General features: G+C 43.5%; 20 protein-coding genes and 2 pseudogenes. 12 read left to right on the top strand and 10 right to left on the bottom strand.

Annotated elements, in window-relative coordinates; translation table 11 throughout:
• Positions 1-72 precede the first annotated feature (72 nt).
• The 3 genes and pseudogenes from yfcE to Q1A70_RS03775 all read right to left on the bottom strand — a co-directional run.
• Complete coding sequence (yfcE, locus tag Q1A70_RS03785; RefSeq protein WP_299687198.1) at positions 73-621, bottom strand: phosphodiesterase; 549 nt, start codon at positions 619-621, stop codon at positions 73-75.
• Positions 622-668: 47 nt separating this feature from the next.
• Positions 669-803: pseudogene (locus Q1A70_RS03780) on the bottom strand (CBS domain-containing protein); the annotation flags it as partial.
• A 5-nt stretch (positions 804-808) separates the two neighbouring features.
• Positions 809-940: pseudogene (locus Q1A70_RS03775) on the bottom strand (DUF1538 domain-containing protein); the annotation flags it as partial.
• Positions 941-1,240: 300 nt separating this feature from the next.
• Between Q1A70_RS03775 and Q1A70_RS03770 the strand changes: the two are divergent.
• The 6 genes from Q1A70_RS03770 (at position 1,241) to Q1A70_RS03745 (ending at position 6,386) form a co-directional block, all read left to right on the top strand.
• Positions 1,241-2,155: a TIGR01777 family oxidoreductase gene (locus tag Q1A70_RS03770; protein ID WP_299687200.1), complete on the top strand. Its 915-nt coding sequence runs from the start codon at positions 1,241-1,243 to the stop codon at positions 2,153-2,155.
• Between the two features lie 42 nt (positions 2,156-2,197).
• Positions 2,198-3,025, top strand: a complete 828-nt coding sequence (locus tag Q1A70_RS03765; RefSeq protein WP_299687202.1) for an SDR family oxidoreductase — start codon at positions 2,198-2,200, stop codon at positions 3,023-3,025.
• A gap of 398 nt (positions 3,026-3,423) precedes the next feature.
• Positions 3,424-4,278, top strand: a complete 855-nt coding sequence (locus Q1A70_RS03760; protein WP_299687204.1) for a co-chaperone YbbN — start codon at positions 3,424-3,426, stop codon at positions 4,276-4,278.
• A gap of 217 nt (positions 4,279-4,495) precedes the next feature.
• Positions 4,496-5,425, top strand: a complete 930-nt coding sequence (locus Q1A70_RS03755) for an SPFH domain-containing protein (RefSeq protein ID WP_299687206.1) — start codon at positions 4,496-4,498, stop codon at positions 5,423-5,425.
• A 3-nt stretch (positions 5,426-5,428) separates the two neighbouring features.
• A complete protein-coding gene (locus tag Q1A70_RS03750; protein WP_299687208.1) occupies positions 5,429-5,878 on the top strand; it encodes an NfeD family protein in 450 nt (149 codons plus the stop codon).
• Between the two features lie 319 nt (positions 5,879-6,197).
• The gene (locus Q1A70_RS03745; protein ID WP_299687210.1) at positions 6,198-6,386 is read left to right on the top strand and encodes a hypothetical protein; all 189 of its coding nucleotides are present in this window, start codon (positions 6,198-6,200) and stop codon (positions 6,384-6,386) included.
• 83 nt (positions 6,387-6,469) lie between these two features.
• Here Q1A70_RS03745 and cueR read toward each other — a convergent pair whose 3' ends face one another.
• The 5 genes from cueR to zipA all read right to left on the bottom strand — a co-directional run bounded on the left by cueR (position 6,470) and on the right by zipA (position 12,745).
• Positions 6,470-6,862 carry a Cu(I)-responsive transcriptional regulator gene (gene cueR, locus Q1A70_RS03740; RefSeq protein ID WP_299687211.1) on the bottom strand — a complete coding sequence of 131 codons (393 nt, stop codon included), beginning with the start codon at positions 6,860-6,862 and terminating at the stop codon, positions 6,470-6,472.
• 122 nt (positions 6,863-6,984) lie between these two features.
• Positions 6,985-7,788, bottom strand: a complete 804-nt coding sequence (locus tag Q1A70_RS03735) for a DUF2057 family protein (protein ID WP_299687212.1) — start codon at positions 7,786-7,788, stop codon at positions 6,985-6,987.
• 95 nt (positions 7,789-7,883) lie between these two features.
• Positions 7,884-9,029: a porin gene (locus Q1A70_RS03730; RefSeq protein ID WP_299687213.1), complete on the bottom strand. Its 1,146-nt coding sequence runs from the start codon at positions 9,027-9,029 to the stop codon at positions 7,884-7,886.
• A 525-nt stretch (positions 9,030-9,554) separates the two neighbouring features.
• The gene (gene ligA, locus Q1A70_RS03725) at positions 9,555-11,567 is read right to left on the bottom strand and encodes an NAD-dependent DNA ligase LigA (RefSeq protein ID WP_299687214.1); all 2,013 of its coding nucleotides are present in this window, start codon (positions 11,565-11,567) and stop codon (positions 9,555-9,557) included.
• A 92-nt stretch (positions 11,568-11,659) separates the two neighbouring features.
• Positions 11,660-12,745 carry a cell division protein ZipA gene (zipA, locus tag Q1A70_RS03720; RefSeq protein WP_299687215.1) on the bottom strand — a complete coding sequence of 362 codons (1,086 nt, stop codon included), beginning with the start codon at positions 12,743-12,745 and terminating at the stop codon, positions 11,660-11,662.
• Positions 12,746-12,974: 229 nt separating this feature from the next.
• On the opposite strand from zipA, the gene cysZ reads away from it, so the two are divergent.
• From cysZ to crr, 5 genes are all read left to right on the top strand, one after another.
• The gene (cysZ, locus tag Q1A70_RS03715) at positions 12,975-13,730 is read left to right on the top strand and encodes a sulfate transporter CysZ (RefSeq protein WP_299687216.1); all 756 of its coding nucleotides are present in this window, start codon (positions 12,975-12,977) and stop codon (positions 13,728-13,730) included.
• Between the two features lie 219 nt (positions 13,731-13,949).
• Positions 13,950-14,918, top strand: a complete 969-nt coding sequence (cysK, locus tag Q1A70_RS03710) for a cysteine synthase A (protein WP_017061934.1) — start codon at positions 13,950-13,952, stop codon at positions 14,916-14,918.
• A gap of 299 nt (positions 14,919-15,217) precedes the next feature.
• Entirely contained in the window at positions 15,218-15,475 is a 258-nt protein-coding gene (locus Q1A70_RS03705) for an HPr family phosphocarrier protein (RefSeq protein WP_004734263.1), read from the top strand.
• Between the two features lie 136 nt (positions 15,476-15,611).
• Entirely contained in the window at positions 15,612-17,336 is a 1,725-nt protein-coding gene (gene ptsI, locus Q1A70_RS03700) for a phosphoenolpyruvate-protein phosphotransferase PtsI (RefSeq protein ID WP_299687217.1), read from the top strand.
• A 106-nt stretch (positions 17,337-17,442) separates the two neighbouring features.
• Entirely contained in the window at positions 17,443-17,952 is a 510-nt protein-coding gene (gene crr, locus Q1A70_RS03695) for a PTS glucose transporter subunit IIA (protein ID WP_004737851.1), read from the top strand.
• 397 nt (positions 17,953-18,349) lie between these two features.
• Here the strand turns inward: crr and Q1A70_RS03690 are convergent, their stop codons facing one another.
• Both Q1A70_RS03690 and Q1A70_RS03685 read right to left on the bottom strand, forming a co-directional pair.
• Positions 18,350-19,483, bottom strand: coding sequence for a flagellin (locus Q1A70_RS03690; RefSeq protein WP_299687218.1), 1,134 nt, complete (start codon positions 19,481-19,483; stop codon positions 18,350-18,352).
• Between the two features lie 294 nt (positions 19,484-19,777).
• Positions 19,778-20,911: a flagellin gene (locus Q1A70_RS03685; RefSeq protein ID WP_299687219.1), complete on the bottom strand. Its 1,134-nt coding sequence runs from the start codon at positions 20,909-20,911 to the stop codon at positions 19,778-19,780.
• 190 nt (positions 20,912-21,101) lie between these two features.
• Between Q1A70_RS03685 and Q1A70_RS03680 the strand changes: the two genes are divergently transcribed.
• The coding region (locus Q1A70_RS03680) for a transposase domain-containing protein (RefSeq protein WP_299696570.1) at positions 21,102-21,439 on the top strand (338 nt) is incomplete at its 3' end.

Genomic DNA, 21,439 nt, shown 5'->3' with positions numbered 1-21,439 from the left:
TGCTCCAGACAGAGACTTTGGCCACGTAGACTCAAAATAAACCTTTTTGAAACAGAGACCGATTCAGTTTATTTAAAGCTGGCCACTCACCAGTACATCATCACCTGCAAGGCTAATCACTTTGAAAGTGCTGTTTTCGTATATGCCGTAGCTCGCGGCATGACCCTCTCGTGGAAATGTCACCGAGCTAGGGTTAAAAATAAATATGTCGTCTTGGTATTCAGCAACGGGAACATGAGTATGCCCGTGAGCAATAATATCACCCGCTTTCAGCGCAGGGCGCTTACTGGTGTTGTACAAGTGTCCGTGGGTTAGGAAGATGCGCTGACCTGACTCAAGCAGTACCCACGAATAATCCATCATCATAGGAAAAGACAGCAGCATTTGATCCACTTCACTGTCGCAGTTGCCACGCACGGCAATGATCTCTTGAGAGAACGCATTCAACTTATCTGCAACCGCCGGCGGGTTGTACCCTTCTGGAACCGGGTTTCTAGGGCCATGATTCAGAATGTCACCCAATAGAATTAAACATTGCGCACCAGATGCTTGGTATAACTCTAGTACCTTTTCTGTTGCTGGTAGTGAACCGTGTAGGTCAGAAGCAAAAAATAATTTCACACGAACTTCTCCATAAAATTTGTGAGCCTATTGTACGTATCTAACGGCTACACGTCATCTCTCGCCATACCGTTGAATACGATATTATTGTAACTAACCATACCGACTATTTTATGGTCACTGACCACAGGGGCACGGCTGATACTAAAGCGTTCAAACAGACGAGCGCAATACCGCTAATTGAAAGCAAAATAGATAAAAGATGAGGAAGCGGCTCTTGCAGGACAGCAAGCGGAAAGAAAGTGATCACTGCCACGATTAGCAATAGACCCCTCAGGCTGCCTAACATGGATCGAAACAAAGCAAGCACTGCCGCCATCGTAACTCCTTTTTGCTAAGATTAGACTGCGTTATCACTCACTAGCAATCATGGCAATGACCTTATCATTGCTGATGTGACAAATATTACGCAGTGGGTAAGCGGTTCGAGTAAAGTGCATAAATGTGATACCAGTCCCCCCGAACTCCATCGACCTGAATTCACTGAGGGAGCCATTTTAAGGCGCGGTGATTTTGTACCACATGATTGAAACCGTATGATCGCTATAGTGATTTTTTTGTATTGGTTGGCGATAAAAAACAAGCCATGTCTATAATGATGTTTAATAGGGAGATTGGTATGAAAATATTGTTAACTGGCGGTACTGGGTTTATAGGCTCTGAATTGGTCAAGAGTTGGAACACTGACAACGTGACACTGCTGACGAGGGATCCTGAAAAAGCGAAACAAAACCTAAGCCATCTAAATCAGAATAACCTTCATTACATTCAATCCCTTAATGAACTCAGTGACCTGAATCACTTCAATGCTGTAATCAACCTTGCTGGTGAACCCATCGCTGACAAGCGCTGGAGTAAAGAGCAAAAAGAGAAGATCTGCCATAGCCGTTGGCATATCACGGAAAAACTGGTCGAATTGATTCATGCCAGTAGCAAACCACCGGAGATATTTATCAGTGGTTCTGCGGTTGGCTATTATGGCAACCAGCAGCAACAACCCTTTGATGAATCACTGCAAGTGGAGGGAGAGAGCTTTCCGCATAAAGTCTGTGCACACTGGGAAGACATCGCAAAAAGAGCACAATCAGACCACACCCGCGTGATACTGCTACGAACGGGGATTGTATTAGGGGAAAACGGGGGGGCCTTAAAGAAAATGCTCATGCCGTATAAGCTTGGTGTCGGTGGGCCACTCGGCTCTGGAACGCAATATATGCCGTGGATCCACATACTTGATATGGTGAGAGCTATCAATCACTTGCTAGCCAGCCCTCACGCGCAAGGTGAATTCAATATGTGTGCCCCGCACCCAGTCACCAACAAACAATTCAGCAGCACGCTCGCTAAGCAATTACGCCGGCCGCACTTCCTGTTCACCCCTAAATGGGCAATGTCATTGCTGATGGGCGAGTCTTCCTGTCTGCTATTTGACAGTATTCGATCTAAACCCAAAAAGCTCACAGAGATTGGCTTTATATTCAGCTACTCTCGGCTCGGGCCTGCGCTAAAAAACTTATTACAACATCAGGGTTAATTCTTTACTCTATAGCAATAGAGACTCTAAAAAGGATTAAGTGTGAACAAGTCGATTCTTATCACGGGCAGCTCAACGGGCATTGGCTATACCTGTGCTCATGCACTTCAACAACGTGGTTTTCATGTCATCGCATCTTGTCGTGACCCACAAGATGTACAACGCCTTCTAGACGAAGGGCTCACCTGTATCCAGCTCGATCTTGCCAATCAAGAAAGTATTGAAAGTGCCGCTGAGCTGGCGATAAAACTCGCACCAAATGGCTTGTATGGGTTATTTAATAACGGTGCTTACGGTCAAGCAGGCGCGCTCGAAGACTTGCCAACCCAAGGGCTAAGAGAACAATTCGAGACGAATTTCTTTGGTTGGCATCATCTCGTTTGCCAAATCCTTCCTCATATGCGTGAACGCGGTGAAGGACGCATCGTACAAAACAGTTCAGTGTTAGGCTTCGCCGCTATGAAATATCGCGGTGCTTACAACGCATCAAAGTTCGCAATCGAAGGTTGGACAGACACTCTACGTTTAGAGCTACATGGCAGTGGCATACACATTTCATTACTGCAGCCCGGCCCAATCGAAACCCAATTTAGAACCAACGCCTTAAAAGCTTTCAATAAGTGGATCAGCATCGAAGGCAGTGTTCATCAAAACGCTTACCAACAACAAAAAGTCCGACTTGAGAAAGAGTCATCGAATAACGCGTTTGTTTTGCCTGCCGAAAGCTGTATCGAACCTGTTTATCACGCGCTCACCGCCAATAAGCCAAAATTAAGATACCGAGTCACTACCCCCACTAAGGTGTTTGCTGTATTGAAAAGATTACTTCCGAGCCGTTTGCTAGACCCTATTCTCAGAAAAGCCGCATAATTTACTAACTTTGAATCAACAGTCGCAAGCTTTAATGTAACGATGTAATTTATTCGTAACAATAAGATGTCATGATTTAGCCTATCTCATCAATTATTCCCAATTGATGAAGCTACTTCTGGATAATTCATGACTTTAAACCGCCTCAATTGGGTAGGTGTGGGGCTGGCTATTACGTTGTTTATTCTGTTTTGAATATCTTTAGTAATACCTCACTGAACACCTCAATGAGAACGCTGTGTCTTCCGTGTTGAGATAACAACCCTATCAACATCGAAGCATGGCGTTTTTCTATTTTTGGCGCTTTTTATCTAAGATAACCGAGTTAGATCTTGAAGTTACCGACTTCTCACCCCATATTTGCAACGTATCCACAAAACAAACCTCAAGGAACGTAAATGCAATCTCCGCATATTGTTGAACTTAATGAGCAGAACTTTCGTCAAGTATTAGAAGGTTCGATGCAGACCCCTGTACTCATCCATTTTTGGGCACCAATGAGCCAAGAGAGCGCCCAAGTCATTCCTGAACTCCAAACGTTAACTCAGCAATACAATGGCGCGTTCACGCTAGCACTATTAAATTGCGAACAAGAGCAAGCCATTGCGAGTCAATTTGGTGTTCAAGCACTGCCTACGATTGCCCTGTTTGTTAACGGTCAGCCTGTCGACGGGCTTGGTGGGCCTCAAAGCTTAGAAGCCATCGTTGATATGCTAAGCAAACACCTTCCTAGCCAAGATGAATTAGCATTGCGTCAGGCTCTTGAACAGATGCAAGCCGGTGAGCACACTCAAGCATTTGCGGCAATGCAACAGCTTCCTGCAGAACTCACAAATAAAGGTGAAGTAAAACTGGCAATCGCAGAGTGTTTGTTAGAAACGCAGCAATTTGACCTAGCCGACACTCAACTAGCAACCATCCCGCTTGAGTACCAAGACAACTACTACAAAGGCTTGGTTGCGAAGCTGGAACTTCATAAACAGGCAGCAGACAGCCCTGAGATTCAAGCACTAGAATCCGCTCTTCAGCAAAACCCAAGCGATGCTAAAACAGCCTCTGAATTGGCACTGCAATACCACCAAGTGAACCGTAGCGAAGAAGCAATGGATCTGCTGTGGTCTTTCCTAGCAAAAGACCTTAATACTCTCGATGGTGACATGAAGAAAGAATTCATGGATATCTTAAGCGCGCTTGGACAAGGCAACACGGTGGCGAGTAAGTACCGTCGACAGTTGTACTCTCTACTTTACTAGCCCTGTAGACCTAACAATCGTCAACGTCAGTTAAACATTGTAAAACACTTCGAAAACTAACAATTCAATCAATTAGTTTATCGAATATAAAAATGCCAGTAGGGCCATGAAATCAATATTTTATGGCCCTACTTTTTATTTATAAATTTGCTCCGATTTTAAATCTGAGCCAATATCAATAACGAACTATCAAAACTTAACTTGCAAAGGATTTTGTATGGCTATTGATACACTGATTACTATTGGCGTCTTTACCGCCGTCGCACTGTTGTTTATTTTCGCCGGCGTAAAAACCGTTCCACAAGGCAATAACTGGACAGTAGAACGCTTCGGTCGTTACACACATACCCTAAGACCGGGCTTAAATTTGATCATTCCATTTATTGATAAAGTTGGACAACGCATCAGCATGATGGAGCGTGTTCTCGACATCCCAGCTCAAGAAATCATCTCTAAAGACAACGCGAACGTAGTGATTGATGCTGTGTGTTTTGTTCAGGTTATCGATGCCCCTAAAGCAGCCTATGAAGTGAACGATCTTGAACATGCGATTCGTAACTTAACCCTCACCAATATCCGTACTGTACTTGGTTCTATGGAATTGGATGAAATGCTCAGCCAGCGTGACATGATCAATACCAAACTGCTTAACATCGTCGATGAAGCAACCAACCCTTGGGGTGTAAAAGTTACGCGTATTGAAATTAAAGACGTACAACCACCAGCCGATCTTACCGCTGCGATGAATGCTCAGATGAAGGCCGAACGAAACAAACGTGCAGATATCCTAGAAGCAGAAGGCGTAAGACAAGCAGAAATCCTAAAAGCGGAAGGTCACAAGCAGTCAGAGATCCTGAAAGCAGAAGGTGAAAAACAAGCCGCGATACTTCAAGCTGAAGCTCGTGAACGTGCTGCAGAAGCAGAAGCTAAAGCAACAGAAATGGTATCTACGGCGATTGCTCAAGGTGACATGCAAGCAGTAAACTACTTCATAGCACAAGGCTATACCGACGCACTAAAATCAATTGGCCAAGCTGAAAACGGCAAAATCATCATGCTACCACTTGAAGCAACAGGCCTAATGGGCTCTGTCGCTGGTATTGCAGAAATGTTCTCGCATAAGAATGACAAAGGTAGTAAGGACTAACTTATGGTCGAATTACTGGAGCAAGTAAACCACTGGCACTGGCTAGCATTTGGTCTAGCTCTGCTTGCACTTGAACTGATTGGAACCGCTGGTTACTTTTTATGGATAGGTATATCTGCCATGTTGGTCGGTGCACTTTTGGGGGCTCTACCTATTGGCTGGCAGATGCAATGGCTGTCCTTTGCCAGCTTCTCTCTTATGACTACTTGGTTGTGGTGGAGAAGGCAACTGTCGAATGATAAACAATCGGATGCGGGGCGCGAGTTAAACCAAAGAGAAAAACAACTGGTAGGTCAAACCGTGTTTCTTACTGAAGCAGTAAAAAGAGGGAGCTGTCGAATTAAAATCGGCGACTCCTCTTGGTCCGCAAGAGCCAGCCAAGATATCCCATCAGGCACCGAAATTAAGATTGTCGCATTAGAAGGAATAGTTCTAATAATAGAACCGTTATAACATAAAGAAATATAAAATCTGTACTGTTAATAAATGCGGACTCAGCCAGTCTAAATAGTGCAATAATATTATATTTATCATTAAGATAGATTGGATTAAAAATAAAATAAGTATTTATTTGGTAATGTTAAAGAATTAAATAACAGCCAAAAGGCATAAGAAAGCCCGTTATATTGACAAAAATACATATGAATACTGAACCGTGCAATTGCTTAATTAGAATTATTAAAAATGTTAAGTTCGTCGTATTTTTGATTTTTTTTTCTACTTGTTCATACTAAGACTTATCTCAATCAGAGATAAATCTTATGGAGTTCATATGAAACATATTTTAATTATTGTAACAGCGATCTTCAGCTTATCATTTGGAAGTGCTATTGCGAGCACAGGTAATGGTAATGGCAATGGCAATGGTAACTTGGGACCTATTGTGAAGTGTTCAGATGGAAACGCAGTCACTCATGTGCCATTGCTGATTTGCAAACACTATGGCGGAAAGGTTCTTTGATAGGTAACGAACGTCAGGCCAGTAATACTCTTTACTGCCTGACACACTGTTTGATTGCCAGACAAATTTTAAAGAAAGGTCATCTATTTTCGGCCTGACAAATTATTCAAAATAGGACATTCGTTTGAGGCATCTCCAGGGCAATCATGCACCCAAGATTGCAACTGAGCCTTAATCGTATTTAATTCAGCAAGCTTCAATTCTATTTCATCTAACTTTTGCGTTGCCTTCTTTTTTACCTCATAGCTTTCTCTATTGGGGTTCATTGCCAGCTCAACCAGTGATTTGCACTCATCAAGGGTAAATCCAACCATTTTAGCTCTTAGCACGAACTCTAACTGTTCGATGTGAATCTCGCTGTATTGCCTGTAGCCGTTTTCTGAACGATGTGGGGGGCTCATCATGCCTTTACTTTCGTAAAAACGAATGGATTTCGCTGTTGTACCAACACGTTTCGCTACTTCACCAATATTCACTCTATTACCTATAATTCAAACGTTACCGAAAACAAAGAGTGCGATCTAAAACGAAAAACCGCAGTACTGCTGTTATACAATACTGCGGTTGAAAAACATAGTTTGAGGCTTAGGCTAAAGGCTTACTCTTGCTCTAACAACCAAATCATCGTTTGAGATTTTTCTTCACTGTCTAGCTTATTGAACCAGTATGAAACCATTTCGATCTCTTTTGAGCCTTCTAGTGATGCTGGGGTAGCGTTCTTACGATTCTTGAATGCCCAATCCGTCACTTTTGACTGTTCTTCTGGCGTCGCTTGTCCATACCAGTAATTTACCATCTGTTGAGCTTGAGACGCTTTTGGTTCTTCAGCAACTACAGTCGCAACAGGTACCACTACTGGAGCAACAGCGATAGCTGTATGATTATTTGCGCCATTATAGATTGTGTCGATATACGCTTTCGGCACAATGAACGTTGTACTCATTGCTGAGTTTTGTCCATCAAGTGTAAATTCTAAGTTCTTTTCTCTTGCTTGCTGGATGTCAGCTTCGCTCAATGGAAATTTAATATATTGAGTCTTTGTGCAGTGTTCACTGCAGGTCTCTCTTGGAACCTGTCTCTCTTCAAGATCTATCGTCTTGCCAAAAAAGCTTACAGTTTCGTATTCTTTATAGCTCTGGAAGTAACTCACATCCATGATAATTGAAGATTCTGGAGCCGAGTTCTGCGTTACTTCTTTGTTGTATGTAAAATAGAGTGAAGATTTCAGGATATCAGCACCGACGTTCGCTTTACTTTCCGCGACATAAGATTGTCCAGTCACTTGAATATAGTCACCTTTTGACTGTACATCTGCAACTGAATCTGCAAAATTACTTTGTGAATCGAGTGAACTACAAGCTCCCAAAAATAATGATAATACAACTACACTAACTTTATTCATTATGACTAATTCCTTATGTTCACTATGGAAAAACGCTGGCAAAAATTTACCAGCGTTTTGATTTTTATCTAACTGTTTAAGCTGATGATTCTAGCTTAAAAACCGTATTCTAGACCAATACGAGTTACGATATCTGATGATACTTCACCACGGTCATTATCAGTAAAACTGCGGCTTGCTACACGTAGGTAAGGTACAAAACCATTGTTCACGTACATAAGCTGACCAGAAATAGTATCACTCTTATCTGTTGCACTCGCTTTTAGCGATGAATTAGAAGCAGTTGTACCAGATAACTCTGCATCATCATTCGCTGCGTAGCCTAATTTAAAGCCCCATGGACCGTTCCAGTATTGACCAATGATAGAGTATGAATCTTGGGTGTACTTACGAGTACCGTTATCAATTTCTTCGCCTTTGTATGCTGCTGCAATACCGAAGCCTGCTGGTAGGCTTGCTTCAAAGCCAACAATATAAGCAAATGTGTCATCCTTATACCCATCTACCGCAGCTGTACAATCCGGTGTACCTGGTGCATCAGGGTCAAATACACAAGACTCAGCTGTATCGCCAACGACACGTGTACCAGATTCTACACCACCCATGAATGTTACTTTTTCAAAGCTGTACTTTGCGCTTGCACCGACAAAGTTTGCATCACGAGTCGCCGCACCACCACCGTTGTCGTTATCATCACGACCAACAGAAGCTGCAAAAGAAAAACCGCCGAATTTTGGAGAATCGTAACGAACTTGGTTAGATTGACGATCATAGTGGCCGTTGATGCCGCCCCAATCGAATACAGAGCCTAGACCTGGGTTAGAGTATGGCCAATCAACGATTTCGTATAGTGGCGTAAGAACACGACCCACACGTAAGTTACCCCAAGAGCCAGATGCACCGATGAAAGTATCACGGAAACCTAGCACACCACCTGAAACACCACCATGAGGCCAGTCTGTGCTATCTACATAGCCAGATTCGATTTGCATTGTGATTAGTACATCATCAAACATATCTTTATGAGCACGGAAGCCGATACGAGATTCGTTTTCGACCACATAACCGCTGCTCGCATCATCTTGATCTGTAGTGTTGTAGTTAACTAAAGAGATAGCTGCAACACCGTATACGTCAACGTTGAAGTCAGAGTTGATACCAACTTCTTTCGCCATTACGCCTGTCGATAAAAGAGCAACGGATGTACCTAGTAGAGTACGTTTGAAAATTTTTTTTTCCATGGAATAAAACTCCTAAAAATGGATATAGCTGTTTGAATATTTCCCGCCTAAAGTTGGCCGCCGTAGACAGAAATACCTTTTCTTGTTTGAGAACCCCCTAGTACTGAATTCTCTATTTCCTTTTCTGGTCATACACATCGTGTATCCATGACACTAAGACTAACTTCACCAAAAAAAATATCAATGAGAACTTAATTTTTATCTAAAAAAATATGAGTTGGTGCAAATTTACACCCTAGTTAGTGATCCTGATCTACAAATAAAGGAATTAATAGCTAAATTAATATAAACACATAAATAACAACAACTTAACCAAAGTAACTCATGCAAAATATAGATATGACTCGCAAATTTTGTGCAATTAGAACGATGTATAATTAATATTGAGCAGCGTCACAGTCCTGATTTAGCAGTTCGTATATAGACAAAGTTTCCAATGATTAAAAAGCTCAACACTTTATAAAAGTTACAAAAAAGGCACGCCTTAAAAAGGAGTGCCTTTATGGTTTATTTCGCTGAATTAACTTATGAAATTAGAGCGAGTAAATCTTGTTCTGTTCTTATTTCGATACCCAAATCTTGTGCTTTGGTTAATTTAGATCCTGCCGCTTCACCTGCAAACAAGATATCGGTTTTCTTAGAGACGCTACCTGTGACTTTCGCACCCAGCGCTTGTAATGCGGCTTTCGCTTCACTTCGACCTAACTGAGATAAAGACCCAGTTAATACCACCACTTTACCTTCTAATGGTAATTCTTGGTCATCTGCCGTTTCTTCAATAACTGGCCAATTAACGCCAAGTTCTAGCAATTGCTCAACTACGGCTCTATTTTTCTCTTGTGAGAAGAAACTGGTAATGTGACTAGCCACAATGTCACCAATATCGGACACTTCAACTAATTGTTCATGAGTCGCGGCTTGAACCAAGTCTAACGTTTTAAAGTGTTGTGCTAGATTCATCGCCGTTGCTTCACCGACTTCACGAATACCCAATGAATAGAGGAAACGCGCCAAAGTTGTGTCTTTGGCTTTATTAAGTGCATTCACTACATTCTGTGCCGATTTCGGTCCCATACGGTCAAGAACCGTAATCACGCCCGCACTGAGTTTAAATAAGTCTGCTGGCGTTGCGACCATTTCACGGTCCACAAGCTGCTCGATCACTTTTACGCCAAGGCCGTCTACATCCAGAGCTTTTCTCGACACAAAGTGCTTAAGCGCCTCTTTACGCTGCGCCTGACACACTAAACCACCAGTACAACGCGCTACCGCTTCACCTTCAACACGCTCAACCGCAGAACTGCATACAGGGCAAGCATCAGGGAAGACAATGTCTTTCGCTGTCTCAGGACGACGATCTTGTACAACCGCGACGATCTGTGGAATGACATCACCAGCGCGACGAATAATAACGCTATCACCGACCTTCACACCTAAACGAGCAATCTCATCGGCGTTGTGTAGCGTGGCATTACTCACCGTCACACCACCGACAAAGATCGGTTCAAGCTTAGCAACGGGCGTAATAGCGCCTGTACGGCCTACCTGAAACTCAACATCGTTAAGCAGAGTGATCTCTTCTTGAGCTGGGAACTTGTATGCAATTGCCCAGCGAGGTGCTCGCGCAACAAAACCGAGAGTTTCTTGTGCGGCAATGTCATCAACCTTAATCACCACCCCATCAATTTCGTAAGCGAGAGCATCACGACGAGTCATGATATCTTGGTAGTACGCCTTTACGTCCTCAAGCGAACATAGCTGCTTAGTTTCTGGACACATCGGCAAGCCCCACCCTTTCAACTGCAGGAAGCGTTGATAGTGGCTATTTGAAAGCTCAGCGCCTTGTACCACACCGACACTGTAAGCGTAGAAAGCCAGTGGACGTTTCGCTGTAATACGTGAATCGAGTTGACGCAAGCTTCCAGCGGCGGCATTACGCGGATTAACGAAGACTTTCTCACCCTTCTTCAACGCTAGTTCATTCAGCTTGTCAAAGCCTGCTTTTGGCATAAACACTTCACCACGAACTTCGATACGCTCTGGCCAGCCTTCGCCTTGCAACTTAAGTGGAATCGAGCTGATGGTGCGTACGTTTTCAGTGATATTTTCACCCGTCGCACCATCTCCTCGTGTCGCAGCCTGAACTAAAGTGCCATTCACATAGAGTAAGCTCACCGCTAGGCCATCAAGTTTAGGCTCACAACAGAAGGTTTTAAGGTTGGCTGCTGGCGCTCTGTCAGACATACGTTTATTAAACGCATCTAAATCCTCATCAGAGAAAGCGTTGTCTAGAGAAAGCATTGGGATCTCATGAGTCACTTGCGTGAACCCGTCTAATGGCTGTCCACCCACACGCTGGCTCGGTGAGTCTACCGTCACCAACTCTGGGTGCTCAGCTTCGATCGTTAGCAACTGTTGCATTAATCGATCGTACTCTACATCAGGGATCTCTGGGCTATCTTCTACGTAATAACGAACGGCATGATAGTGCAGTGTTGCTCTTAACTGCTCTAAGGTCACTTGAATCGATTCTTTCATATCATTCTCTGTCGTGATTGAAATATCAAAAAGGGCTCCCTGAGGAGCCCTTTTCTATAAATATAGATTATTTACAAGGCTAAACTATACGTCTAAGCATCCGCTTCCGTCATAAAGTCCCTGATCTGCTTACGGTAATCAGACAATCGATTTGGCGTCATCAAATTACGCGACTCATCCAAAACGTTACCACCCATATCATCGGCGATTTTCTGCGCCGTTCTTAGCATCACATTAAAGTTTTGATCGGCTTGACCGTAACATGGCAACGTCATGAAGAACGAAATGCCTTTGGTGGTAAAGCTGGCAGGATCATCATGCTCTAGCGTACCCGGCTGCATCATGTTCGCAACACTGAATATAACTTTAGGTGTGTTAGTCGATTGTGCAAAGCAGTGGTAGATAGACATCTCACCATAGGTTAAGCCGTTATTCTCCATGCTACGGAAAAGTTGAGTCCCTACAAACGGCGCGTCACCCGCACAATGAACGTTAAGTACGATGACCTCTAACCCAAGCTCTTCATCTGAACTCGTATCTTCAATAGAGGCAGAGCTTTGCGAAACAACCGCTTCTTTCACGGCCAAAGGTTCACTCGTCGACGGCGCATTTGTTGCCGCCAATGCATCGGTTGAATTAAAGGCATCGGTTGCCGTTAATGAGGCATTAATAGCTTCATCGGTTTGTTCATTAAATGAACCGTATTGCTCTTGAAAACCTGCGTGGTTTTCTTTTTGTTCATCGGTTAACTCAAAGCTAGGCACTTCAGGCTCAATCACCTTCTGCTCCTCAATCACTTCAGGTTCGCTTTCAACCTTAATTGAGTCTTCAACGCTGAAAGAGGGAAGATCATTCAATTCGATGTCATCTTGATGCGCTTCTTTCATGACTGGTGCGGTGAGTGGATCTGAGTCGATCAGCGGATCAGCCGCAGACGGTGAAACAGCAAAGTCCGGCTCTTTACGTTCTTTTCGGATTATCTCAAAATCATCTTCTGGGGCGAATGAACGGTTTGGGATCGTTTCTGCTTCATCTAAGTCGTCGTTATCAAGCTTACCAAGCGGCTTATCGCCAAACTTTGCTTTCCCTTCTTTTTTACTCGTCCATAGACCATGGAACAATAATGCGGCGATAGCTAATGCGCCAACAATAATGAGTACAAATCGCAATTCCTGCATTTTTCGCTCTCAGCTTTCTTAGTCAACTAGCGATACGCACGCTGTCACTAAGTTGGGTTAATTTGGCTAATCTCACTACTCTATCAAAAGTAGCCACTGTTTTAGAACAACTTAATACAATTAGTTCCTTACATGGTGTGATTTTCACCACGCTTTTTTTCTTAATTTTGGTCGAGTACACTAGACATGTTTGCTATTTAACCAAATTCACATGTGACCTAATTTAAATATGACTATTGAATCTGTTCCCCGCTCCGGCTTTGGCTATTTTATTTTCGGAATAAAAATCGCTTTATCACCGAGCATTCGTAAGTTTGTACTACTGCCTCTTCTCGCTAACGTATTGCTGGTTGGTGGTGCCTTGTTTTATATTTTCTCCAACCTAAACATTTGGATCGAAGGCTGGATAGGCGCACTGCCAAGCTTCTTATCTTGGTTGTCATACATTTTATGGCCACTATTAGTATTGACCGTCTTAGCGACGTTTTCTTATTTTTTCAGTACGCTCGCTAACTTCATTGCCGCCCCTTTCAACGGCTTGCTCGCCGAAAAAGTCGAAGAGCTACTGAGTGGCCAAAAAGTCAATGACGATGGTTTACTGGATGTACTTAAAGACACCCCCCGCATACTCGCAAGAGAATGGCGCAAGCTGGTTTACGTTTTGCCCAAAGCGATCGGGCTATTCTTGCTATTGTTAATTCCAGCGCTAGGGCAAACCGTTGCACCATTTTTGTGGTTTATCTTCACAGCATGGATGCTTGCTATCCAGTACGCGGATTACCCATTCGATAACCATAAGGTTAAATTTGATGACATGAGACTGTGTTTGAAGAAAAAACAAGGCAAAAGCTACAGCTTCGGCGCACTGGTCTCGGTATTTACGACCATTCCAATTTTAAACCTGATTGTAATGCCCGTAGCCGTATGTGGTGCAACCGCGATGTGGGTTGTTGAGTTTAAAGACCAAGCTCTACGCTCTCGCTAATTCTCCCCCTCTGTATTCGCCTATCTTTTTGAAGTTCTGATTTCAATAAAGATAGGCGTGAATTCTGCTACATATCTATATGATATAACTTTTTAATCCTTTTACCTTTTTTTCAACTTGTTTAATCTAAATTCACGCTAAACAAACATCAAAAGACACTAGACGGTAAAGTGATTGATATACTACGTTTAGTTCTATCATTAAATGAAGGAATATCGCATGAGCAAGATCTACGAAGACAACACCCTAACGATTGGTAACACACCGCTGGTACGCCTTAACAAAGTAAGTAAAGGTAACGTCCTAGCGAAGATCGAAGCACGTAACCCAAGCTTCAGTGTTAAATGTCGTATCGGTTCAAACATGATCTGGGAAGCAGAAAAAGCGGGGACTCTGAAACCAGGTATCGAGCTTGTTGAACCTACCAGTGGTAACACAGGTGTTGCACTTGCATTCGTAGCAGCAGCGCGCGGTTACAAACTCACGCTCACTATGCCTGAATCAATGAGCCTAGAACGTCGTAAACTACTTAAAGCACTTGGCGCAAACCTAGTACTCACTGAAGCACCAAAAGGTATGAATGGCGCGATTGCTAAAGCAGAAGAGATTGTTGCTTCAGACCCAGACAAGTACCTACTATTGCAACAGTTCAACAACCCAGCAAACCCACAGATTCACGAGCAGACGACTGGCCCTGAAATTTGGGAAGCAACAGACGGCGAAATCGACGTATTTGTCGCGGGCGTAGGTACAGGCGGCACTATCACAGGTACAAGTCGTTATATTAAAGGTGAAAAAGGCAAAGCGATCACTTCAGTTGCGGTTGAACCAGCAGAGTCTCCAGTAATTGCTCAAGCGCTTGCGGGCGAAGAAATCAAACCTGCGCCACACAAAATTCAGGGCATTGGTGCTGGTTTCATTCCTGGAAACTTAGATTTAGAGATTATTGACCGAGTAGAGTCAGTGACCTCTGAAGAAGCGATTGAGATGGCTCAACGCCTGATGAAAGAGGAAGGTATCCTTGCCGGAATCTCATCAGGAGCAGCGGTAGTAGCAGCAAATAGAATTGCGGAACTTCCTGAATTTGCAGGAAAAACTATCGTCACTGTTCTACCAAGTTCGGGTGAGCGTTACCTAAGTACTGCACTCTTTGCTGGTATCTTTACAGAGAAAGAGAACCAACAGTAATATGTTGTCAAATCAATTTTTCATACAAAAAAGCCCCTTTTAGGGGCTTTTTTGTTGATCCCTGCCCTACCTTTGGTACTATCAAGTCTGTTTTATTTTTCGCTTCAAAATAAAAGAAGCAATAAACAAATTCTGAAGGTCATGAGTGCTCAACAAAAGAGAACCGTGGCTGGATAAAAATTTATAACCAGTCTAAGTTCTAACACGAATATTGCGTACTACTTAGCACATTAGAGCTAAAGTAGTTAAGCTAATCTGGTTACAAACTTACAAAAAATAAATTAATTGGGGTATATAAAATGTACGAGAAGCAAGTAGAAATTACAGCAGAAAACGGCCTTCACACTCGTCCAGCTGCGCAGTTCGTAAAAGAAGCAAAATCTTTCGACGCTGACATCACAGTGACTTCTAACGGCAAAAGCGCTAGCGCGAAAAGCCTGTTCAAACTACAAACGTTAGGCCTAGTAAAAGGCACTAATGTTACTATTTCAGCTGAAGGTCCTCAAGCTCAACAAGCAGTAGACCACCTAGTTGCTCTTATGGATCAACTACACTAATACGGTCTCCTTCTTTCAAAGCCATTTTGCATAGCAAAGTGGCTTTGTTCGAAATAGGTAGCAACAAGCGCGACATTGGTCGACGACTTAAAGTCACTCACTCTCCCGTTTACAGTTGAACAACTAAGGTAAGGCTATGATTTCAGGCATCCTAGCATCTCCAGGTATTGCTTTCGGTAAAGCACTACTACTTCAAGAAGATGAAATTGTCCTAAACACTCAATCTATCTCTGACGATCAAGTAGAAGCAGAAGTTCAGCGTTTCTTTGACGCTCGCAACAAATCTTCTCAGCAACTTGAAGTTGTTAAGCAAAAAGCACTTGAAACTTTTGGTGAAGAAAAAGAAGCCATCTTTGAAGGGCACATCATGCTGCTTGAAGATGAAGAGCTAGAAGAAGAGATTTTAGCACTCATCAAGAAAGACAAGATGCACGCAGACAACGCGATCCACACGGTGATCGAAGAGCAAGCTGTTGCACTAGAGTCTCTTGATGATGAGTACCTAAAAGAACGTGCAACTGATATCCGTGATATCGGTACCCGCTTCGTTAAAAATGCACTAGGCATCAACATTGTTTCTCTAGCAGACATCGATGAAGAAGTGATCCTAGTTGCTTACGACCTAACGCCATCTGAAACGGCACAAATCAACCTAGACTACGTTCTTGGTTTTGCTTGTGACATCGGCGGTCGTACCTCTCATACTTCAATCATGGCACGTTCTCTTGAGCTTCCAGCTATCGTTGGTACTAACGATATCACTAAGCAAGTTAAGAACGGCGACATGCTTGTGCTAGACGCGATGAACAACAAGATCATCATCAACCCTTCTGAAGCTCAACTAACCGAAGCTAAGAAAATCAAAGCAGATTTCGAAGCAGAAGCGGCTGAACTAGCAAAACTAAAAGATTTGCATGCTGAAACTCTAGACGGTCACCGTGTAGAAGTTTGTGGCAACATCGGTACCGTAAAAGACTGTGACGGTATCCTGCGTAATGGCGGTGAAGGCGTTGGTCTGTACCGTACTGAATTCCTATTTATGGACCGTGATGCACTTCCTACAGAAGAAGAGCAATACGTGGCTTATAAAGAAGTCGCTGAAGCCATGAACGGTGAGTCAGTGATCATCCGTACTATGGATATCGGTGGCGATAAAGATCTCCCATACATGGATCTTCCACAAGAGATGAATCCTTTCCTAGGCTGGCGTGCAGTACGTATCAGCTTAGATCGTCGTGAAATCCTACGTGACCAACTGCGTGGTATCCTACGTGCATCTGCACACGGTAAACTGCGTATCATGTTCCCAATGATCATTTCTGTTGAAGAGATCCGTGAACTGAAAAAAGCAATCGAAGAGTACAAAGTTGAACTTCGCACTGAAGGCCTAGCTTTCGATGAAGAGATCGAAATCGGCGTAATGGTTGAGACTCCAGCAGCTGCTGCAATCGCACACCACCTAGCGAAAGAAGTCTCTTTCTTCTCTATCGGTACTAATGACCTAACGCAATACACTCTTGCGGTAGACCGTGGTAACGAAATGATTTCTCACCTATACAATCCACTATCTCCTGCTGTTCTGACAGTCATTAAGCAAGTGATCGACGCATCACACGCTGAAGGTAAGTGGACTGGTATGTGTGGTGAGCTTGCGGGTGATGAGCGTGCAACGCTGCTTCTTCTAGGTATGGGGCTTGATGAGTTCTCGATGAGCGGTATCTCTATCCCTAAAGTGAAGAAAGTCATCCGTAACTCTAACTTCGTTGAAGTTAAAGCGATGGCAGACGAAGCATTATCGCTACCAACAGCTGCAGAAATTGAAGCTTGCGTAGAAAAATTCATCGCTGAGAAAACTCAGTAACCACCAATAGCTTAATAAAGTTGGGCGGCTAAAAGTAGTCGTCTAATTTATTAGATTGGTATAGTATATTCTTCAGGATAAAACTAAACGTTAGGAGCATGACACAATGGGTCTGTTTGACAAACTGAAAAAGCTTGTATCTGATGACAGCGCTGATGCTGGTGCAATCGAAATCATCGCACCTCTTTCTGGTGAAATCGTAAACATCGAAGACGTGCCAGATGTCGTTTTCGCAGAGAAAATCGTTGGTGATGGCATCGCTATCAAACCAGCTGGCGACAAAATGGTAGCTCCAGTTAACGGTACTATCGGTAAAATCTTCGAAACTAACCACGCATTCTCTATCGAGTCTGACGACGGTGTTGAGCTTTTCGTTCACTTCGGTATCGATACGGTTGAACTTAAAGGCGAAGGCTTCACTCGTGTAGCGGAAGAAGGTCAATCTGTTAAAGCTGGTGACACTATCATCACTTTCGACCTAGCACTTCTAGAAGAGAAAGCGAAATCTACGCTGACTCCAGTTGTTATCTCTAACATGGACGAAATCAAGGAGCTGAACAAGCTTTCTGGTTCTGTAACGGTTGGCGAAACTCCAGTTCTTAAAGTAACTAAGTAATTAAAATTACTTAAAGACTTTAATTAAAGCGCTACCTAAGGGTAGCGTTTTTTGTGTCTGCTATATTTGTTCCAATATCTGACACCAATCGCACTGATACTTTCAAAAGATACTAGGGCGTGTTGATCTTTCGTGGTTAAATTTTGTTCGAGATAAAAGCGTTTTAATCGCGGCGAGGGAGAAGTAGCCTAGTCACTCTAAGCAAATCTCCCTCAACAAAGAGTAAAACGCTTTTAGCCGAACCCTTCGGGCAGCGTTTGCTGAACCGCAGGCAATAAAAAACCCAGCCGAAGCTGGGTCAGTTTAGCGCTCATCTCTCACCACGAGCTAATTTGTGGAAGCCGAACGTTAACGACTATGATAAACAACGCTATAGTCAACGCGGCCTATCAATCGATTAACCTAGTAGGCTAAGTGCCGAGTTCGGCGCTTGCTTCGCTTGAGCAAGAATCGAGCTTGAAGCTTGAGAAAGGATTTGAGACTTAGTCATCTGAGTCGTTTCTTTCGCGAAATCGGTATCTTTAATACGGCTCTTAGAGGCGTTAACGTTCTCGTTAATGTTGTCTAAGTTGCTGATAGCGTGGTCGAAACGGTTTTGGAAAGCACCCAGTTCTGCACGGTGGCTGTCAACATACTTAAGCGCTGCATCAATGACTGCTACCGACTCTTGTGCGCCGCCAACAGAAGTTACATCAATCGTATCAACCGTTACATCTTTAGCTGGTTGCATACCAAGTTCACCTGCTAGGCTGCCTGAGAATGCCACTTCACCTTCAACGTTGTTGTTGCCCGCAAACATTTGCAGCTTACCGTCTTCAGTAACCGACGCTTTAATCGAATCTTGCTGACCGTTGATGTAGGTTGCGAGCTCTTCGATGTCGTCACCCGCTTTTGCGTTGATATCGATTTCTTGCGCTTGACCGAAGTTGTCAGTGAACGATAGTTTCAGGTCGTTAGAGCCCGCTTGAACACTCCAGTCTTTGTCTTTTGCGTTATCCGTTTGGTAGCTCTTGCCACCCATCTGAGCGTTGTCAGAGCGCATGTCTTTCAGTTGAAGCATCACAGCTTCACCGTTATCCGCACCGATTTGGAATGATTTAGTACCGTGAGTACCGTTAAGCAGCTTGTTGCCACCAAAAGATGTCGTTTCCGCGATACGGTTTAGTTCGTCGTTTAGCGCGGTGACTTCTTCTTGAATCGCGACACGCTCAGATTTAGAGTTTGAGCCGTTTGAAGATTGTAGAGACAAATCACGCATACGTTGCAGGATGTTAGTTGTCTCGTTCATTGCACCTTCCGCTGTTTGTGCAATAGAGATACCGTCGTTCGCGTTACGTACCGCAACATCTAGGCCACGGCTTTGAACGTTCAAACGGTTCGAGATTTGTAGGCCCGCAGCGTCATCTTTTGCACTGTTGATTTTAGAGCCAGAAGCAAGACGCTCCATTGATGTTTGCTGTGCGCTGTTTGCGTTGTTTAGGTAACGTTGTGCAGTCATCGCTGAAACGTTGGTATTTACATTCACTGCCATGTGGTTTCTCCAATTGATTTTCCGGTATCGCGGTTTCCGACGTCTCGGAAAACCAAGTTGTTATCTCTAAGTTACTTTTAATAACGGCACTGATGGCGAAAGCTTTAGAAAAAAAACAATAAAATTAACAAAATAGCGTTAAAGGATGAGAAAGCGTGACAGGTCGTTAAATTATCAAAAAAAGATAAGAAAAGCGCTAAAGTTGTCGGAAAGTCGGTCGGGCAAAAAATACGATATTGATTCAGCAAAATCCGAAGCAAGCCCAAATTACATCAAACAAACGAGAAGAATGTATTAGCCCAGTAGGGTTAGAGCGAGGTTTGGCGCTTGCTTTGCTTGAGCCAAAATAGTGGTACTAACTTGTTGCAGAATTTGTTGCTTGAGCATTTGCGTGGTTTCTTTAGCGTAGTCAGTATCTTTGATTCGACTGTTTGAGGTCGCTAAGTTTTCATGAACGTTTTCGAGATTATTGATGGCATGATCAAAACGGTTTTGCATGGCACCAAGTTCCGAGCGATGACTGTCCACATACTTCATTGCGGTATCTAAGATAGAGACTGCGCGTTGCGCCCCACCAACATCCGTGACATTGATGTCATCGACGGACTCATAATAACCCGCAGACATTGAGAGTTCATTGGCTAACGAACCTGAAAAAGCTATCGTGCCTGCGGTGTCTTCACCTGACATGTAAATCTGTAGCTGGCCGTCATCATTGACAGAAGCGGACACGAGATCCGTTTGACCATTGATATAAGTCGCCAGCTCTTCGATATCATCACCCGCTTTCGCGTTAATGGTGATCGCTTGTGGCTGGCCAAAACGATCCGTGAAAGACATCGTCATATCATTCTGATTGGATTTCACTTGCCATGAGTCACTTGCCATACCACTGGCAACATAACTAAAACCACCCATATTGATGTCATCAGTACGCATGCTTTTCAGGCCAATTTGCACTGCTTCACCAGAACTGCCACCAATCTGAAATGATGTGCTACCAAAGCTACCGTTAAGGAGTTTTTTTCCACCAAATGAAGTCGTCTCTGCGATGCGATTTAGCTCATCATTTAAGGCGGTGACTTCTTCTTGAATGGCGATTCGTTCCGATGAACTGTTCGAACCGTTGCTCGCTTGTAGAGACAAGTCACGCATGCGTTGCATGATATTGGTGGTTTCATTCATCGCGCCTTCTGCAGTCTGCATAATTGAGATGCCGTCGTTAGCGTTTCGAACTGCGACATCAATACCGCTCATCTGCGCTTCTAGTCGATTCGAGATTTGTAGGCCTGCAGCGTCGTCTTTGGCACTATTAATACGACTCCCAGAAGCCAAGCGCTCCAAAGATTGATTCAGCATGTTGTTGGCATTAGAGATATTTCTCTGAGCCACCAGCGCTGAGACATTTGTATTAACAGTTATAGCCATAGACCTTCGCTTACAAAAATATGAATAAAACTCACGATTGCTCTTATATCGACCAATTCATGTAAAGCTTTAATAAAAAAGGAGCCTCCGAGGCTCTAATGCCGATCAGTTAAGACAATAATCGGCAGATCAGTTGAATGATCCTACCAACATGTAAAAATCCGATAGACCCTGTTTATCGGATTTTTTTATGCACGTTTCTCAAGCCCTCGATATCATCAATAACTACAAACCAAATAAAGTTGAAACTCTCGCTGACCTCCTACCGATTGAGTTAATAAAAAATGCCTATGAGCTGACAGATACTGTCACCCTGAGAAAGCGTAAACTGACTTTGGAGTCGATGGCGTGGCTATTAGTTGGAATGGCTATTTATAACGACAAATCTATGGCTGATATCGTCAACATGCTCGACATTGTTGACCGCTCAGGTAAGCCATTCGTTGCGCCCAGTGCATTAACACAGCGTAGAAAAAATCTCGGTGAAGCAGCGGCTAAAGCCCTTTTCCAATGTACGCAACAGCATTG

The sequence above is a fragment of the uncultured Vibrio sp. genome (assembly GCF_947488985.1).
Taxonomy (GTDB): Bacteria; Pseudomonadota; Gammaproteobacteria; order Enterobacterales; family Vibrionaceae; genus Vibrio.
Note: the sequence above shows the minus strand (reverse complement) of the source record. Positions and strands in the feature narration are given on the sequence as shown.

Excerpts from the sequence above, each read along its gene's own strand:
- Q1A70_RS03770 (WP_299687200.1), top strand. The coding sequence starts at position 1,241 with ATGAAAATATTGTTAACTGGCGGTACTGGGTTTATAGGCTCTGAATTG.
- Q1A70_RS03760 (WP_299687204.1), top strand. The coding sequence starts at position 3,424 with ATGCAATCTCCGCATATTGTTGAACTTAATGAGCAGAACTTTCGTCAA.
- Q1A70_RS03755 (WP_299687206.1), top strand. The coding sequence starts at position 4,496 with ATGGCTATTGATACACTGATTACTATTGGCGTCTTTACCGCCGTCGCA.
- Q1A70_RS03750 (WP_299687208.1), top strand. The coding sequence starts at position 5,429 with ATGGTCGAATTACTGGAGCAAGTAAACCACTGGCACTGGCTAGCATTT.
- Q1A70_RS03745 (WP_299687210.1), top strand. The coding sequence starts at position 6,198 with ATGAAACATATTTTAATTATTGTAACAGCGATCTTCAGCTTATCATTT.
- Q1A70_RS03735 (WP_299687212.1), bottom strand. The coding sequence starts at position 7,788 with ATGAATAAAGTTAGTGTAGTTGTATTATCATTATTTTTGGGAGCTTGT.
- Q1A70_RS03730 (WP_299687213.1), bottom strand. The coding sequence starts at position 9,029 with ATGGAAAAAAAAATTTTCAAACGTACTCTACTAGGTACATCCGTTGCT.
- ligA (WP_299687214.1), bottom strand. The coding sequence starts at position 11,567 with ATGAAAGAATCGATTCAAGTGACCTTAGAGCAGTTAAGAGCAACACTG.
- zipA (WP_299687215.1), bottom strand. The coding sequence starts at position 12,745 with ATGCAGGAATTGCGATTTGTACTCATTATTGTTGGCGCATTAGCTATC.
- cysZ (WP_299687216.1), top strand. The coding sequence starts at position 12,975 with ATGACTATTGAATCTGTTCCCCGCTCCGGCTTTGGCTATTTTATTTTC.
- cysK (WP_017061934.1), top strand. The coding sequence starts at position 13,950 with ATGAGCAAGATCTACGAAGACAACACCCTAACGATTGGTAACACACCG.
- Q1A70_RS03705 (WP_004734263.1), top strand. The coding sequence starts at position 15,218 with ATGTACGAGAAGCAAGTAGAAATTACAGCAGAAAACGGCCTTCACACT.
- ptsI (WP_299687217.1), top strand. The coding sequence starts at position 15,612 with ATGATTTCAGGCATCCTAGCATCTCCAGGTATTGCTTTCGGTAAAGCA.
- crr (WP_004737851.1), top strand. The coding sequence starts at position 17,443 with ATGGGTCTGTTTGACAAACTGAAAAAGCTTGTATCTGATGACAGCGCT.
- Q1A70_RS03690 (WP_299687218.1), bottom strand. The coding sequence starts at position 19,483 with ATGGCAGTGAATGTAAATACCAACGTTTCAGCGATGACTGCACAACGT.
- Q1A70_RS03685 (WP_299687219.1), bottom strand. The coding sequence starts at position 20,911 with ATGGCTATAACTGTTAATACAAATGTCTCAGCGCTGGTGGCTCAGAGA.